At 68.1% G+C, this 14,586-nt stretch carries 14 protein-coding genes; 8 read left to right on the top strand and 6 right to left on the bottom strand.

Annotation, left to right across the window (positions count from 1 at the left end; translation table 11 throughout):
- Window positions 1-122: 122 nt before the first annotated feature.
- Window positions 123-1,514, top strand: coding sequence for an amino acid permease (locus tag DID96_RS21095; protein WP_124601205.1), 1,392 nt, complete (start codon window positions 123-125; stop codon window positions 1,512-1,514).
- Window positions 1,515-1,610: 96 nt separating this feature from the next.
- Here DID96_RS21095 and DID96_RS21090 read toward each other — a convergent pair whose 3' ends face one another.
- Window positions 1,611-2,222 carry a glycine zipper 2TM domain-containing protein gene (locus DID96_RS21090; protein ID WP_124601204.1) on the bottom strand — a complete coding sequence of 204 codons (612 nt, stop codon included), beginning with the start codon at window positions 2,220-2,222 and terminating at the stop codon, window positions 1,611-1,613.
- A gap of 340 nt (window positions 2,223-2,562) precedes the next feature.
- Here DID96_RS21090 and DID96_RS21085 point away from each other — a divergent pair, with 340 nt between their 5' ends.
- Both DID96_RS21085 and DID96_RS21080 read left to right on the top strand, forming a co-directional pair.
- Window positions 2,563-3,762 carry an amidohydrolase family protein gene (locus DID96_RS21085; protein WP_124601203.1) on the top strand — a complete coding sequence of 400 codons (1,200 nt, stop codon included), beginning with the start codon at window positions 2,563-2,565 and terminating at the stop codon, window positions 3,760-3,762.
- A 79-nt stretch (window positions 3,763-3,841) separates the two neighbouring features.
- Window positions 3,842-5,026 (top strand): amidohydrolase family protein, encoded by a 1,185-nt coding sequence (locus DID96_RS21080; protein WP_124601202.1) that lies wholly within the window; start codon window positions 3,842-3,844, stop codon window positions 5,024-5,026.
- 45 nt (window positions 5,027-5,071) lie between these two features.
- Here DID96_RS21080 and DID96_RS21075 read toward each other — a convergent pair whose 3' ends face one another.
- Together DID96_RS21075 and DID96_RS21070 are read right to left on the bottom strand one after the other, a co-directional pair.
- Window positions 5,072-5,935, bottom strand: coding sequence for a LysR family transcriptional regulator (locus DID96_RS21075; protein ID WP_124601201.1), 864 nt, complete (start codon window positions 5,933-5,935; stop codon window positions 5,072-5,074).
- A gap of 310 nt (window positions 5,936-6,245) precedes the next feature.
- Window positions 6,246-6,725: a helix-turn-helix domain-containing protein gene (locus DID96_RS21070; RefSeq protein ID WP_124601200.1), complete on the bottom strand. Its 480-nt coding sequence runs from the start codon at window positions 6,723-6,725 to the stop codon at window positions 6,246-6,248.
- Window positions 6,726-7,221: 496 nt separating this feature from the next.
- On the opposite strand from DID96_RS21070, the gene DID96_RS21065 reads away from it, so the two are divergent.
- Together DID96_RS21065 and DID96_RS21060 are read left to right on the top strand one after the other, a co-directional pair.
- Window positions 7,222-8,007, top strand: a complete 786-nt coding sequence (locus tag DID96_RS21065) for an ABC transporter substrate-binding protein (protein ID WP_124601199.1) — start codon at window positions 7,222-7,224, stop codon at window positions 8,005-8,007.
- 56 nt (window positions 8,008-8,063) lie between these two features.
- Window positions 8,064-8,915 (top strand): phytanoyl-CoA dioxygenase family protein, encoded by an 852-nt coding sequence (locus DID96_RS21060; RefSeq protein WP_124601198.1) that lies wholly within the window; start codon window positions 8,064-8,066, stop codon window positions 8,913-8,915.
- 28 nt (window positions 8,916-8,943) lie between these two features.
- Here the strand turns inward: DID96_RS21060 and hutC are convergent, their stop codons facing one another.
- Both hutC and DID96_RS21050 read right to left on the bottom strand, forming a co-directional pair.
- Entirely contained in the window at window positions 8,944-9,681 is a 738-nt protein-coding gene (gene hutC / locus DID96_RS21055; protein WP_124601197.1) for a histidine utilization repressor, read from the bottom strand.
- A 118-nt stretch (window positions 9,682-9,799) separates the two neighbouring features.
- Window positions 9,800-10,567, bottom strand: a complete 768-nt coding sequence (locus DID96_RS21050) for an SDR family oxidoreductase (RefSeq protein ID WP_124601196.1) — start codon at window positions 10,565-10,567, stop codon at window positions 9,800-9,802.
- Window positions 10,568-10,943: 376 nt separating this feature from the next.
- Here DID96_RS21050 and DID96_RS21045 point away from each other — a divergent pair, with 376 nt between their 5' ends.
- From DID96_RS21045 to DID96_RS21035, 3 genes are all read left to right on the top strand, one after another.
- On the top strand, window positions 10,944-11,651 hold the full coding sequence (locus DID96_RS21045) for a YceH family protein (protein WP_124601195.1): 708 nt from the start codon (window positions 10,944-10,946) through the stop codon (window positions 11,649-11,651).
- Window positions 11,652-11,759: 108 nt separating this feature from the next.
- Window positions 11,760-12,890 carry a 3-deoxy-7-phosphoheptulonate synthase gene (locus DID96_RS21040; protein ID WP_124601194.1) on the top strand — a complete coding sequence of 377 codons (1,131 nt, stop codon included), beginning with the start codon at window positions 11,760-11,762 and terminating at the stop codon, window positions 12,888-12,890.
- Window positions 12,891-13,188: 298 nt separating this feature from the next.
- Complete coding sequence (locus tag DID96_RS21035) at window positions 13,189-13,617, top strand: PRC-barrel domain-containing protein (protein ID WP_124601193.1); 429 nt, start codon at window positions 13,189-13,191, stop codon at window positions 13,615-13,617.
- A 108-nt stretch (window positions 13,618-13,725) separates the two neighbouring features.
- Here DID96_RS21035 and DID96_RS21030 read toward each other — a convergent pair whose 3' ends face one another.
- Window positions 13,726-14,427, bottom strand: a complete 702-nt coding sequence (locus tag DID96_RS21030) for a hypothetical protein (RefSeq protein ID WP_124601192.1) — start codon at window positions 14,425-14,427, stop codon at window positions 13,726-13,728.
- Between the last annotated feature and the right edge of the window lie 159 nt (window positions 14,428-14,586).

Here is a 14,586-nt window from a genome sequence, read left to right as displayed (position 1 = left end):
TTTGCGCGGTTGCCGAATCCGGCGCCGCGCATGCAGCAGGGGCAACCGCGGACACGATCCCGGTTGCCCATCCAACGGCCGACCCATCCGGCGGACCGTGACGATCAACGTTTGGAGACAACATGCAACAGCACTCGATGCGACGCGACCTCAGTTCGCGCCAGATCTCGTTCATGGCCCTCGGCATGGCCATCGGCGTCGGCCTGTTCCTCGGCTCGGCTTCCGCGATCAGGACGGCCGGGCCCGGCGCGCTCGTCGCGTACCTGATCGGCGGCGCGATGATTTTCCTGATCATGCGCGCGCTCGGCGAGATGGCCGTGCACCGGCCGGTGGCCGGCTCGTTCGGCGCGTATGCGTTCGAATACCTCGGGCCGTTCGCCGGCTACCTGGTCGGCTGGATCTACTGGATGCTCATGGTCGGCGTCGGTGTCGCGGAGACCACCGCGGTCGGCATCTACATGGGATTCTGGTTTCCGGACGTGCCGCAGTGGCTCTGGGTCGTGTCGTCGATCGTCGCGATCGCCGGCTTCAACCTGCTCAACGTGAAGGTGTACGGCGAGCTGGAGTTCTGGTTCGCACTCATCAAGGTCGCGACGATCCTGCTGATGATCGCTGGCGGCGCGCTGATCGTGTTCACGGGGCTCGGCCATCACGGCGTGCCGGTCGGCCTGTCGAACCTGTGGCGCCACGGCGGCATGTTCCCGCATGGCGTGCTCGGGCTCGTGAGTGCACTGCCGATCGTCGCGTATTCGTTCGCGGGCGTCGAGATGATCGGCATTACTGCAGGCGAGGCGCGCGAGCCGCAGAAGGTGATCCCGCGCGCGATCAACTCGGTGCTGTGGCGGATCCTGATTTTCTATGTCGGCGCGCTGTTCATCATCATGGCGCTCTATCCGTGGAACGAGCTCGGCACGCGTGGCAGCCCGTTCGTGACGACCTTCGAGTCGCTCGGGCTCCGGCAGGCGGCGGGCGTCGTCAACTTCGTCGTCGTGACGGCCGCGCTGTCGAGCTTCAACTGCGTGGTGTTCAGCGGCGCGCGCATGCTCGTGAGCCTCGCGGAACACGGCCTCGCGCCGGCGCCGTTCGCGACGCTGGGCGCGCACGGCTCGCCGTCGCGTGCGGTGGGCGCGACCGTGCTGTGCATGTCGGTCGGCGTGCTGCTGAACTACGTGATTCCGGAGCGCGTGTTCGGCTGGCTGATGTCGGTGCTGTCGTTCGATGTGGTCGTAATCTGGGCGATGATCATCCTGACCCACATGCGGTTCCGGCAGGTGATGGCCGCGCGCGACGTGACGACGCGCTTTCGCATGCCGTGCGCGCGCGTCACGTCGTGGATCTGCCTCGCGTTCGTCGCGTTCGTGTTCGTGATGCTCGGCATCGATCCGTCGACGCGCGGCTCGCTGGTTGTCGGCTGTGCGCTGCTCGTCGTGCTGACGGTGATCTACCGGCGGTCCCTGCACCTGCAGGCGGCCGCGCAGTCGACGCGGATCGCGCTCGAGGCCGAGCGCGTGTGACGAAGATTCGCCGGGCGTCGGCGAGAGGCGGAACGATCAGGAAAGCTCAGGAAGAAGCCGGGAAAGCTCAGGCTGCCCGGCAGCGATCGCGTCGAATCAATACCGCGACAGCTGGCTGCCGTTGATCTGCACGCGATCGCCCGGCCGCAGGTCGCCCGGCGTCGGCACGTCGAACGAGCGCATCGAGCCGTCGCTGACCTGCACGTCGATCCGGTAGCTGCTCGGCGCTTGCTGCGCACCCATCTGCTGGCCGATCTGGTTGCCCGCGACCGCGCCGCCGAGTGCGCCGATCACGGTCGCCGCATCGCGGCCGTGGCCGCGGCCGAACTGGTTGCCGATCACGCCGCCGAGCAGCGCGCCGACCACGGTGCCGGCGACGCCCGCCGGCGCGGCCGCGCTGCTGACCGGGCGGATGTTCGAGATCGTGCCGTATTGCGTGCCGTACTGGTTCCCGTACTGCTGGTTGCCGTACTGCGAATCGTACGGAGACGGCGCCTGGTTCGGATAAGCGGGTTGCTGATAGGCGGGCTGCTGCACGTAACCAGGCTGCGAATACGCTGGCTGCGCGGGCTGCGCGTACTGCTGCTGCGGATAGCCCTGCGCGCCATACGAGCCATAGCCCGGCGCGACGCAGGCGGTCAGCGGGAGCGCCGCCACGGCGACGAGCGAGGCGAACAGAACGGTCTTCGAGGAGGGCATGCGCTTCATGGTGTTTCCTGCATCGGCAACGTGTTCGCCGAGGGGATCATCGGACGGGGTGGCGAACTCGGCGTGAGTATAAGGAATGGCTGCAGGCGCGTCCGGAGCGGCCCGGTAACAACGTGTAAAGTCTGTTGCCGCGTAAATCGGGGATTCCGTAAGGCCGGCCGGACGGCCCGCCACGCATCACGAAATCGAATGCGCGGCATCGCGACATTTAATTGGCGCCGCGCACCGGCGTCCGATATCGTGACCGGATTCCCCACTCCCGGTTGCCCCGCGCCCGCTGCGGTTCTTCCCCCCTGTCCGTTCCGGCGCGGCGTCGCGACCGCCTCACAGCCCCAGTGCCATGACTGATCGCATCTTCATCAACGCCGTCGACGCGGACGGCCAGCCCGTGAACCTCGTCGTCAGCGACGGACGTTTCGTCGCGATCGGCGCCGACTGCGCACCCGCGCCCGGCGTCGAGACGATCGATCTCGACGGACGGGTCGTGCTGCCCGGCTTCGTCGACGGTCACATCCATCTCGACAAGAGCTTCGTCGGCGATCGCTGGGTGCCGCACGAAACCGTCGCGACGCTGCGCGAGCGGCTCGCGGTCGAGAAGCGGCTGCTCGCGGCCGCGCCGCCGATCGTCGAGCGCGCGAACGCGCTGATCGCGCAGGCGGCCGCGTTCGGCACCGTCGCGATGCGTAGCCACGTCGACGTCGACGCGACGACCGGCCTCGCGAACCTGCACGCGGTGATGGCCGCGCGCGAGCAATGGCGCGGAATCGTCGACATCGAGCTGGTTGCGTTTCCGCAGGCGGGCGTCGTGTCGTGCCCGGGCACCGCGGAGATCCTCGACGCGGCCGTGCGCGAGGGCGCGGACGTGGTTGGCGGGATCGACCCGACGACGCTCGACGGCGACGCGGACGGCCAGCTCGACATCCTGTTCGGGATCGCCGAGAAGCGCGGCGCGAAGCTCGACATCCACCTGCACGAGCCGGGGCAGACCGGCATCGCGCAATTGCTGCGGATCGCGGCCCGCACGCGCGCGGCGGGGCTCGGCGGACGCGTCGCGGTGAGCCATGCGTACGCGCTCGGCGAAGTGCCGGCCGACGACGTCGCGCGCACGGCCGCGGCGCTCGCCGAAGCCGGCGTCGCGATCCTGACGAACGCGCCGGGCGATTGCGCGTTCCCGCCGGTGCGCCAGCTGCGCGCGGCGGGCGTGAACGTGTTCGCGGGCAACGACAACATCCGCGACGCGTGGTGGCCGTACGGCAACGGCGACATGCTGCAGCGCGCGATGCTGGTCGGCTATCGCTCGGGCTTCTACGCCGACGATGACCTCGGCATCGCGCTCGACATGGCGACGCATGCGGGTGCACGCGTGATCGGCATCGACCGTTACGGGCTCGCGGTCGGCTGCGGCGCGACCTTCGTCGCGGTGCGTGCGCCGAACGCGGCGGCGGCGGTCGCGGGCGTGCCGGCGGAACGCTGGGTCGTGCGGCACGGCGAAAGCGACGCAGGTGCGCCGCTCACGCCGGCGCTGCATTTCGCGCGCTGACGCGGCCAGGCTGGCCGCCGCTTGCCGGTTACCCGTTACCCGTTACCGGCCCGCATCGTTCTGACGAAGGGACACGCTCATGACAAGCCTGCTGATTCGAAATCTCCGCACGGGCGCCGGCGACGCGCTCGACATCCTGATCGACGGCGAGCGCATCGCGCAAGTCGGCCCGTCGCTCGATGCGCCGGCCGGCTGCACGGTCGAGGACGGCGCGGGCGCGCTCGTGCTGCCGGGCCTCGTCGAAGGCCACACGCACCTCGACAAGACGCACTGGGGGATGCCGTGGTATCGCAACGAAGTCGGCCCGCGCCTCGTCGACCGCATCGAGAACGAGCGGCGCTGGCGCGCGACGAGCGGCCATGACGCCGGCGCGCAGTCGCTCGCGCTTGCGCGCGCGTTCCTCGCGGCCGGCACGACGCGGCTGCGCACGCACGTCGACATCGACACCGACGCGGGGCTGCGCCATCTGCACGGCGTGCTCGCCACGCGCGACACGCTGCGCGGGCAGATGGAAATCCAGATCGTCGCGTTTCCGCAGTCGGGCGTGCTCAAGCGGCCCGGCACCGATGCATTGCTGGCCGACGCGCTGCGCGCGGGCGCCGACCTGCTCGGCGGGCTCGATCCGTGCGCGATCGAAGGCGATCCGGCCGAGGCGGTCGACGTGCTGTTCGGGATTGCCGACCGTTTCGGACGCGGGCTCGACCTCCACCTGCACGAGCCGTCGACGATGGGCGCGTTCTCGCTCGACCTGATCCTGCAGCGCACGGCCGCGCTCGGGATGCAGGGGAAAGTCACGATCAGCCACGGGTTCTGTCTCGGCGAGATCGGCGAGCGCGCGCGCGATGCGCTGCTCGCGCGGATGGCCGATCTCGGCGTCGCACTCGTCACGACCGCGCCGGCGTCGGTCGCGGTGCCGTCGCTGGCGGCATGCCGCGCGGCAGGCGTGACCGTCATCGGCGGCAACGACGGGATTCGCGATACGTGGACGCCGTACGGTTCGCCCGACATGCTCGAACGCGCGATGCTGATCGGCATGCGCAACGACTTGCGCCGCGATGACGCGCTCGAACTCGCGCTCGACTGCGTGACGCATGCCGGGGCGCGCGGCTGCGGGTTCGCGGATTACGGGCTGACGCCCGGCTGCCGTGCGGACCTCGTGCTCGTCGACGCGCTGACGCCCGCGGAGGCGGTCGTCGCGCGGCCGGTGCGCAAGCTCGTGGTGTCGGCGGGGACGATCGTCGCGCGCGAAGGCGCGCTGGTCTGAACGCAGGCGGGCCGAGTCGACGCGCGCAGGCTCGCTCGCCCGGGCTTACCGCCGCTCGCGCTCCAGCATCGCGGCGAGCGCCTTCGTCAGCGCGATGACCATCGGATCGGCGGTCGGCCGGTGCAGGATCGCGATGTCCATGTTCTCGATCGGCGCGAATCCCTGCTTCGCGGTCAGCACGACGTGCTCGGCCGTGACGACGCGCGCGGGCAGCACGCTGATGCCGAGCCCGTCGGCGACGGCCGCCTGGATCCCGCTCAGGCTCGACGTCGTGAAGCTGATCCGCCAGCGTCGGCCGCGCTCCTCGATCGCCTTGATCATGTCGTCGCGATACAGCCCGCGCGGCGGAAACGTGACGATCGGCACCGGATCGAGATCGATCGACGGATGCTTCGCGCTGTCGATCCATTTCAGCTTCTCCGGCCAGCGTGCGACCGCTTCGCGGCTGTCGCGGCGCTGCTTGATCAGCACGAGATCGAGATCGCCGCGGTCGTATGCGGCGCTGATGTCGCGGCTCAGTCCGCATGTCACTTCGAGCTTGACCTGCGGATGCTCGCGCTTGAATGCCGCGAGTGCGTGCGTGGTGCGGCCCGCCGCGAAATCGTCGGGCACGCCGAGCCGGATCGTCACCGCGACGGTCGCGCCCGACAGCGCCTCGAACATCTCGTCGTTGAGCGCGAGCATCCGCCGCGCATAGCTGAGCATCGTCACGCCCGCGTCGGTCGGCCGCACGTCGCGCGTGCCGCGATCGAGCAGCCGGTGGCCCGCCATCTCCTCCAGCCGCCGCACCTTCTGGCTGACCGTCGATTGCGTCGAATGCAGCCGCGCGGACGCCGTCGTGAAACTGCCGCAATCGGCGACCATCACGAGCGCCCGCAGCAGGTCGAGGTCGAACAGGGGTCTATTCATTTCTGCACTTTTGTGGATCCGGGCATTTCATTTTTCACTGCGCGCGACGATTTTTAACATGCGTGGACGTGACGGGCAATTGCTGTTTCGCCGGGGCGAATGAAGCGGATGCGATGCGTGTCCGGAGTGGAAGGGTGCGCGCGTCACGCGTTTTTGGCCGCGTGACGCGGCATCGGCACTGATTGAGGAAGACGCATGTTGCTTAGGCGGGGCGCAATTGTCTGGTCGCTTGCGATGACGCTCACGTTGATCGCGGCGGCGGCCGGCGCGCGTTAGCGGGATCGGAGGCGCGAGAACAGCGAAGGCGCGTTCAACCCCAGACTCCGCGATAAAGGTGAAGATCCTTCGACCAGACTGCGAGGTGCTTCCAGATTTGCCGCAGCGGCGTGCCCGAGCGTGTGGCCGCTTCCTCGGCCGCCTTGACCACGACGGGAACCGGCACCTCGTCGAGCACGACCGAAAGCTGCGATTCATAGCCTTCCGGAATCCGCCCCGTCGCCATTGCGTCCGCCAGCATGAACTCGGTCAGATCCCCTTTGTAGCTCACATTCGCGCTCACGGCGGCCTTGTAGAGGCCTTTCTGTTCCGGCCGCGGCTGGGCAGTCAGTTCGATGCCGAGCACGCTCAGCAGCGGAATCAGCTTGTTGATGCCGAGATCCTTGACCTTGCCGGTCTCGAGCTGGTTGACGGTGAAGCGCGACAGGCCGGCGAGCTTCGCCAGCTGGGCTTGCGTGAGGTCGAGCTCCGTCCGCCGTTTCGCGACAGCCTGACCAATCTCGTAGAGTTGCATGTTGACCTCCCGGCCGCCGACGCTCGGTGGCGCACGAATGTAAAGTATATCCTACATCAACGAGGGCAAGGCGCTGCGCCGCCCGATCGCGCGCGCGGTATAGACTGCCGGTCAGGACCGCGCTCGGGACGCGACGTTGACCTCGCCAATTCGACCGGTATAGACATCCTCGTCCGCGGCAAATCGGTGGAAACGAGACTCTGTGGCGTGCATGCGTCGCGCGGGGTAAACGCCAACAATTCCCTGCAATTACCGGGAAATATCGCATACATAGGCCTGCCTTCCGCCGCCTTCGCGTGGTGCGCGTCCATCCGAGCCAGTACCCGGTCCACCCCGACTCTCCACCGCTTGCGCTCAAAAATATAGCAGTCTAGACTGCATTCCAGCTTCATCGGAAAACAAGCATGCTCGCATGCCGCGCCGGCCAATCGGTGCGGCATTCCCCACCGGACGCCAGGGCGGCCGCCCGCCGCGTCGAGACTTCGAAGGAAATGCGATGAACCGGACTGCAAAGCTTCTCGTTACCGCGCTGGCGTTCGCGCCGCTCGTCTCGTTCGCCCAGGACACGACGACGATCCGCTGGGGTATCGATCCCACGTATCCGCCGTTCGAGGCGAAGCAGCCGGACGGCGCGCTCGCCGGCTTCGACATCGACCTGCGCAATGCGATCTGCGAGCAGCTGCATGCGAAATGCGTGTGGGTCGAGCAGGGTTTCGACGGGATGATTCCGGCGCTGCGCGCGCGCAAGTTCGACGTGATCATGTCGGCGATGACGGCCACCGACGAGCGGCTCAAGCAGATCGACTTCTCGAACAAGCTGTACGCGTCGCCGGGCGCGCTCGTCGCGCCGGCCGGCTCGAAGCTGCTGCCGACCGTGGCGTCGCTCGCGGGCAAGCGCATCGGCATCGACCAGGGCACGACGCAGGAGGCGTATGCGAAGGCCGAATGGGCGCCGAAGGGCGTGACGATCGTGTCGTACCAGAACCAGGATCAGGTGTACCAGGATCTCGTCAACGGCCGCCTCGACGCGACGTTCCAGGACAAGACGCAGGCCGGCTATTCGTTCCTCAAGACGCCGCGCGGCAAGGGCTTCGCGTTCGCCGGCCCCGACGTGACGGACGTGCGCATCACGGGCTACGGTGTCGCGATGGGGCTGCGCAAGGGCGACGCCGACCTGAAGAACCGCCTGAACGCCGCGATCGCCGCGATCCGCGCGAACGGCACGTATCAGAAGATCGCAGCCAGGTACTTCGATTTCGACATCTACGGCGTGAAGCCGTGATGTCGCGAACCCGTATCCCGTATCCCGTGATTTAACCCCCCACCGACAGGCAAGCCATGACCATGAGTATCCGAGACCGCGTCGCGAAGGCCGTCACGCCCGAGCTGATCGACGCGTTTCGCGCGGAAGGCGCGGTATGCATCAAGGGCATTTTCTCGCCGGACGAGATCGCGACGCTGAAGGCCGGCATCGATACGAACCTCGCGCAGCCGAGCGCGCGTTCGAAGGTCGCGAGCCGGCCCGACGATCCGGGCTGGTTCTTCGAGGATTTCTGCAACTGGCAGCACAACGAAGCGTATCGTGATTTCATCGTCCGGTCGCCCGCGCCGTCCGTCGCGGCGGCGCTGATGGGGGGCGACGCGGTGCGGCTCCATCACGACCACCTGCTCGTCAAGGAGCCCGGCACGCGGCAACGCACGCCGTGGCACCAGGATCAGCCTTACTACAACATCGAAGGCGACGACAACGTCAGCATGTGGATTCCGGTTGATCCGGTGCCGCTCGAATCGACGCTGGAATTCGTCGCCGGGTCGCACCGCGGCCCGTGGCTGATGCCGCGCACGTTCATGGACAAGGAAGCGAAGTGGTTTCCGGAAGGCAGCCTCGCCGATCTTCCGGATATCGAAGGGGATCGTGCCGCGTTTCCGATCCGGCACTGGGCGCTCGAGCCGGGCGACATGGTGTGCTTCCGGATGCTGACACTGCATGCGTCGGGCGGCACGCAGCACCGCCGGCGCGCGTTTTCGATCCGCTTCGTCGGCGACGATGTTCGCCACGCGCCGCGGCGCTGGAAGACGTCGCCGGATTTCCCCGGCCTCGCCGACGAGCTGCCGGACGGCGGGCCGCTCGCGCATCCGTTGTTCCCGGTCGTGTGGTCGAAGGGCGCGGGGCAGGTGGCTGCACTCTGAACGCACCGCGCTGAATGCACCGTGCGCGTTACGCCTGCCGGCGCCCCGCGCCTGGCTTGAAGCGCGAACCGAGCCGGTAGCGGTTGCCCGGATGCAGGAAGTGCACGAACGTGACGGGCAGGCCGTTGGTCCAGGTGCGGCGCGTGAGCGTCAGGCACGGTTCGCCGGCGCGCATGTCGAGCAGCTGCGCCTGCTCGCCCGACGGCAGCGACGCATCGACCACGTGCTCGATCTCCAGTTCGTAGTGCGACACATTGTTGTACAGGTACTCGGACGGCGGCTCGGTCTGGAAGTCCTGGTCGATGAAGCCGGGCGCGGCGGCGGGATTCACGTAGCGATCCTCGAGCTGGATCGGCCGGCCGTTCTCCTCATGCACGCAGACGACGTGAAACACCGGCGTGTTGACCGGCAGGCCGAACGCGGCCGCGACGTCGAACGACGCGGGCTCGCGCGACTTGCTGAGCACGCGGCAACGGTATTCGTGGCCGCGCGCGCGAATCTCGTCGCGAATGTGCGCAATCATCAGCAGGTTCGATTGCGGCTTGTGCTCGGCGACGAACGTGCCGACGCCCGCGATGCGCTTCAGTGCGCCTTCCTCGGTCAGTTCGCGCAGCGCGCGATTTACCGTCATGCGCGCGACGCCGAACTGCGCGGCGAGATCGAGCTCGGACGGAATGCGGTCCCCCGGATGCCAGTCGCCGGATTCGATCTTCTCGCGAACGCGCGTCTTGATCTGCTGGAACGGCGCGGTGGTCTTCTTGACCATCGGGGAATCCTTCGGGGGAACGTGATCGGGGGATTCTATATCGGTTGGCATCCTCGCCCGCCTGAATGTCCTGAAGCCCCTGAAAGCCCTGAAGGAGGGCGTATGCCGCGCATCCGGATCAACCTGCCGGCAATTCGCGCACATCCGCGGTCGGCACCGCCCCGAACGCGTCGGAGAGCGCGTAGTCGATCAGCTGTCGCGCGGCGGCGTCCGGCGTCGCGAGCGCGCCGCTCGCCTTCAACTGGTCGAACTTGTCGCGCAGCGGGAAATTGTCGGTGCTGGTCGAGCGGATCGTCGCCTGCATGCCCGTATCCACGACACCCGGCGCGACGCTGCAGATCCGCAGTCCGCGTGTCGCGTCCAGCGCGACCGCGCGCGCGTGATGGTCGAGCGCAGCCTTGGTCGCGCAGTAGATGCTCCAGCCCGCGTACGCATTGCGCGCCGCGCCGCTCGATACGTGCAGGACGCGGCGCTCGGCGGTATCGGCCGCGGCCTTCGCGAGCGCGGCCGACAGCATCAGCGGCGTCGCTACGTTCAGGCTGACTGCGCGCGCGATCGCCGCCGGGTCCTGCGCGTCGAGCGGACCGATCGGCTCGACGGTGCCGGCGTTGTTGAAGAGCAGCACGGTCGATGCGCCGTCGACGAAGCGGCGCAGCGCATCGCCGGCCAGCCACGCTTCGACGCGCGCCGGGTCCGACAGGTCGAGTTCGACTTCGGCGAAGCGATCGCCGGCCTGTGTGCCGAGCGACGGATGACGGCTGCGCGACAGGCCGAGTACGGCGATGCCCCGCTGCAGCAATAGCGCGGCGAGCGCGGCGCCGAGGCCGCGCGTGTGACCGGTGACGATCGCGCGGACGTTCGGGGAAAGTGTGGGCGTGTTGACCATGGCGGCGGAAAAGCGGACGGGAGTGGACGGCGGTGTGCGTGCTTGAGGCGCGGCATGCGGGCGATCCTGGCAAGCGTCGGCCGTCCGTGTTCGTCGGGCAGTGCGGGCGACGTGACGGAGGACCGATCGTGGCAGCCGGCTTGCTGGAAATGCTTGCTGCAACGCACCGCAAACATGCGAATGAAGCGGTATCGTAGCGCCGGCGTTCGCGTCGCGCAAACGCTGGTGCTGGCGCCGATGCCGACGCCGTGCGTCGACGTGTCCAATCTCCACTGCCGCCGCACCGGCTATCATATGGCTCGACCCGCTCGGCGCAGCCGGCGGGCCGCGATCCGCATCCCCTTCACCCGCAGCTTGCCGCGACGCCACCCGACTCATGAACACCACGCCGGATACTCCTACGCCACGCCCACTCCGTGAACTGACGCCGCTCGAGGCGCGCATCCTCGGTGTGCTGGTCGAGAAACAGCACACTGTGCCCGACACGTACCCGCTGTCGCTCAATGCGCTGACCGCTGGCTGCAACCAGAAAACCGCGCGCTTGCCGGTGATGAACGTCACCGAGGCCGAGGTGACGACTGCGATCGACGCGCTGAAGCACCTGAGCCTCGTGATGGAAGGCAGCAGCAGCCGCGTGCCGCGCTTCGAGCACAACGTGAACCGCGTCCTCGGCATCCCGAGCCAGGCGATCGCGCTGCTGACGATCCTGTTGCTGCGCGGCCCGCAAACGGCCGCCGAGCTGCGCCTGAACACCGCGCGCCTGCACGGCTTCGCCGATATCTCGTCGGTCGAGGCGTTCCTGGACGAGCTGGCGACGCGCCAGCCGCCGCTCGTCGTCCGGCTCACGCGTGCGCCCGGCGCGCGCGAGAACCGCTGGATGCATCTGATGTGCGGCGAAGTGAGTGCAAGCGACATCGCGGGGCCGGACGCGGGCGGCGCGGATTCCGTGCCGCCGTCGGAATTCGAGGCGCTGAAGGCCGAACAGAAGCGCCTCGCGGACGAAGTCACCCGCCTCAGCGCGCTCGTTCAGCGGATGGCGACCGAACTCGGGATCGACGTCGAATCGTCGGGCGAGCCGTCCTGAGCGGAACGGGCTGCCCCGCCGATGCGTCCGCTGGGCCGCGGGTGGGGCGAGTGCCATAATCGAGCCTGCCAGTCACGCCAGTCATTCCAGACGACCCCGGAGATCACCATGAAAAACCTCGACAATCCTTCGCACGATCGCGAGGTAGGCGTAGCCGACGCGACGCAGGACACCACGCGCATTGACGACGTCCGGATCGGCGCCGTCCGTCCGCTGATTTCGCCGGCGCTGCTGCAGGACGAACTGCCGGTGCCGGCCGCCACGCAGACGCTCGTCGAGGACACCCGCAAGGCGATCGGCGACATCCTGCATGGCCGCGACGACCGGCTGTTGCTCGTCGTCGGCCCGTGCTCGATCCATGACCACGACCAGGCGCTCGACTACGCGCGCCGCCTGAAAGTCGCCGCCGACGCGCTGAAGGACGATCTGCTGATCACGATGCGCGTGTACTTCGAGAAACCGCGCACGACGGTCGGCTGGAAGGGCTACATCAACGACCCGCGGCTCGACGGCAGCTTCCGCATCAACGAAGGGTTGCGCGCCGCGCGCCAGTTGCTGCTCGACGTCAACGCGCTCGGCCTGCCGGCCGCGACCGAGTTCCTCGACCTGCTGAGCCCGCAGTACATCGCGGACCTGATCGCGTGGGGGGCGATCGGTGCGCGCACGACCGAAAGCCAGAGCCACCGGCAGCTCGCGTCGGGGCTGAGCTGCCCGATCGGCTTCAAGAACGGCACGGACGGCGGCGTGCAGGTCGCGTCGGACGCGATCGTCGCCGCGCGCGCGAGCCATGCGTTCATGGGAATGACGAAGATGGGCATGGCCGCGATCTTCGAGACGCGCGGCAACGACGACGCGCACGTGATCCTGCGCGGCGGCAAGAGCGGCCCGAACTACGACGGCGCGCACGTCGAGGCGAGCTGCGCGGTGCTGCGCGCGGCGGGCTTGCGCGAGCAGGTGATGGTCGATTGCTCGCACGCGAACTCGAACAAATCGCACGAGCGCCAGATCGACGTCGCGCAGGATCTCGCGCGGCAACTGTCGCAGGGCGAGCACCGGATCGTCGGCGTGATGGTCGAGAGCCATCTCGAGGCCGGGCGTCAGGACCTGAAGCCGGGCGTGCCGCTGAAGTACGGCGTGTCGATCACCGACGCATGCCTGAGCTGGACGCAGACCGAACCCGTGCTTGACGTGCTCGCCGAGGCGGTGCGGCATCGGCGCGTGTATTCGCGCAACGCGTGATGTCACCCGCGCAACCCGCACGGTGCCGTTGCGGCCTGTCGACACCGATGATGATCCTGATTCGGCTCGACAAACCGCAGCGGCATCGGATTTGAAGGCGGCACGCGGCGAATGTCGCTAAGATGACAACCGTGTTGCGCCACGCGATGCGGCCATGCGAGCCGGCCGGGCGCACACGCAGCGGCGGCGTGTGCCGGCCGCCGCGCCATCGACGAAGTGCGGCGCTCACCGATCCGCCACGGCGCCTGCGCCGCTTCGCTCCCGGAACCAACGACAACCAAACCGGAGTGTCATCACCATGGCTTTCTACAAGACTGTCGTCGTCGCCGCCGTTCTCGCGTCGAGCGTCAGCGCGCATGCGCAGGTCGCGGGCGCCCAGCAGCTCAGCGTCACCGTCCAGCAATCGGAAGTGTTGCTCGAGGGCTGGAGCGTGAAGAAGAGCGTGCTCGGCAAGCGCGTGTACAACGACGACAACCAGAAGGTCGGCACGATCCGCGACCTGATCGTCGCGCCGGATGGCTCGATCTCGGCGGCAATCGTGTCGGCCGGCGGCTTCCTCGGGGTTGCCGCGCACGACGTCGCGGTGCCGATCGCGTCGCTCGACGTGCGCAACGGCAACATCTACCTGCCGGGCGCGACGAAGGAAGCGCTGAAGGCGACGCCGGCGTTCCAGTACGCGAAGGTGCCGTCGCCGCCGAAGCCGAAGCAGCTCGACGACAAGCACTGAACCCGATCCGCGGATGACGGCTGTCGTCCGGGCGCGCCGTGCGCCGCTTCCGTCATGTTTCGTGCGACGAATGCCGCAGTGCGGCCATATGGAACATCACGTCGTCGCTCATAGCGGATGAGCGGCGCCAGCCTGCGACAACAGCGACACGGCGGCCGGGTCGGGCATGCCGTTGGCGTCGATCGCCCCTGCCTTCGCCAGCGCGACGAGGTCGCTGTCGACGCCGGGCTGGCCGACCACGAACGGTGTCGTCAGGAATGCTTGCGTCGTCAGCGTGAGCGCATAGTGCTGCTGGAGATTCGCGACGACCGCCGCCTGCGCGGCCTGCACGTCGGACTGGTTTTCCAGCACCTGCTGCACATGCGTGCTGTTCGGCAGGTTGGCGATCAGGCCGCCCGTAGTCGTGCCGAGCTGCGACGCGAGGTAGACGACCATCAGCTCGGTTTCGGGCGTCGTATTGAAGGTGCCGCCGGCGAACGCGAGCGAATGCAGGGTGTTGCCGCCGGACGTCACGGTGAGCACGCACGGGAGCGTCGCATTGAACGTCATGCTGTAGTTCCCTCCGCCGTCCGACAGCGCGGAGCCCGAACCCTGCGCGCAGAGGGCGGTGACCGTCGCGCTGGCCAGCGCCGGGCCGGTGGCGGCCGTGCCGGAGACGGTGAGGGACTGCGTGCCGTTGCCGTTTCCGTTGAAGCATCCGTCGTTGAAACCGAAGCACGCGTCGCCGCCGCACGAGGACAGCGCCGCCAGCGAAGCCACGCAAAAGGCGCCCAGCGCAGGGCGGGTGACGCGCGCATCGTGAAGGTTCATGGCGGCTGCTTCCGAGGGAAGGAGAAGCGCCCGGCCGGTTGTACAAGACGACCGGCGCTTCGTTCCATTCTAGGTTTTATTCCGCGGAACTGCGTTGCGCTGCGACCGGTTGCGTTCCCGATAGTCAACCTACGTAATTCTACGTAGCGTCGCATACGT

It is taken from the genome of Burkholderia sp. Bp8963, assembly GCF_003854275.1.
Classification (GTDB): domain Bacteria; phylum Pseudomonadota; class Gammaproteobacteria; order Burkholderiales; family Burkholderiaceae; genus Burkholderia.
The sequence above is the reverse complement of the archived record's forward strand: the minus strand, read 5'-3'. Positions and strand labels throughout refer to the sequence as shown.

Bases quoted from the DNA above. Each gene is read 5' to 3' on its own strand.
- DID96_RS21045 (WP_124601195.1), top strand. From the start codon at position 10,944: ATGAACACCACGCCGGATACTCCTACGCCACGCCCACTCCGTGAACTG.
- DID96_RS21070 (WP_124601200.1), bottom strand. From the start codon at position 6,725: ATGCAACTCTACGAGATTGGTCAGGCTGTCGCGAAACGGCGGACGGAG.
- DID96_RS21085 (WP_124601203.1), top strand. From the start codon at position 2,563: ATGACTGATCGCATCTTCATCAACGCCGTCGACGCGGACGGCCAGCCC.
- DID96_RS21035 (WP_124601193.1), top strand. From the start codon at position 13,189: ATGGCTTTCTACAAGACTGTCGTCGTCGCCGCCGTTCTCGCGTCGAGC.
- DID96_RS21060 (WP_124601198.1), top strand. From the start codon at position 8,064: ATGACCATGAGTATCCGAGACCGCGTCGCGAAGGCCGTCACGCCCGAG.
- DID96_RS21075 (WP_124601201.1), bottom strand. From the start codon at position 5,935: ATGAATAGACCCCTGTTCGACCTCGACCTGCTGCGGGCGCTCGTGATG.
- hutC (WP_124601197.1), bottom strand. From the start codon at position 9,681: ATGGTCAAGAAGACCACCGCGCCGTTCCAGCAGATCAAGACGCGCGTT.
- DID96_RS21080 (WP_124601202.1), top strand. From the start codon at position 3,842: ATGACAAGCCTGCTGATTCGAAATCTCCGCACGGGCGCCGGCGACGCG.
- DID96_RS21095 (WP_124601205.1), top strand. From the start codon at position 123: ATGCAACAGCACTCGATGCGACGCGACCTCAGTTCGCGCCAGATCTCG.
- DID96_RS21030 (WP_124601192.1), bottom strand. From the start codon at position 14,427: ATGAACCTTCACGATGCGCGCGTCACCCGCCCTGCGCTGGGCGCCTTT.
- DID96_RS21065 (WP_124601199.1), top strand. From the start codon at position 7,222: ATGAACCGGACTGCAAAGCTTCTCGTTACCGCGCTGGCGTTCGCGCCG.
- DID96_RS21050 (WP_124601196.1), bottom strand. From the start codon at position 10,567: ATGGTCAACACGCCCACACTTTCCCCGAACGTCCGCGCGATCGTCACC.
- DID96_RS21040 (WP_124601194.1), top strand. From the start codon at position 11,760: ATGAAAAACCTCGACAATCCTTCGCACGATCGCGAGGTAGGCGTAGCC.
- DID96_RS21090 (WP_124601204.1), bottom strand. From the start codon at position 2,222: ATGAAGCGCATGCCCTCCTCGAAGACCGTTCTGTTCGCCTCGCTCGTC.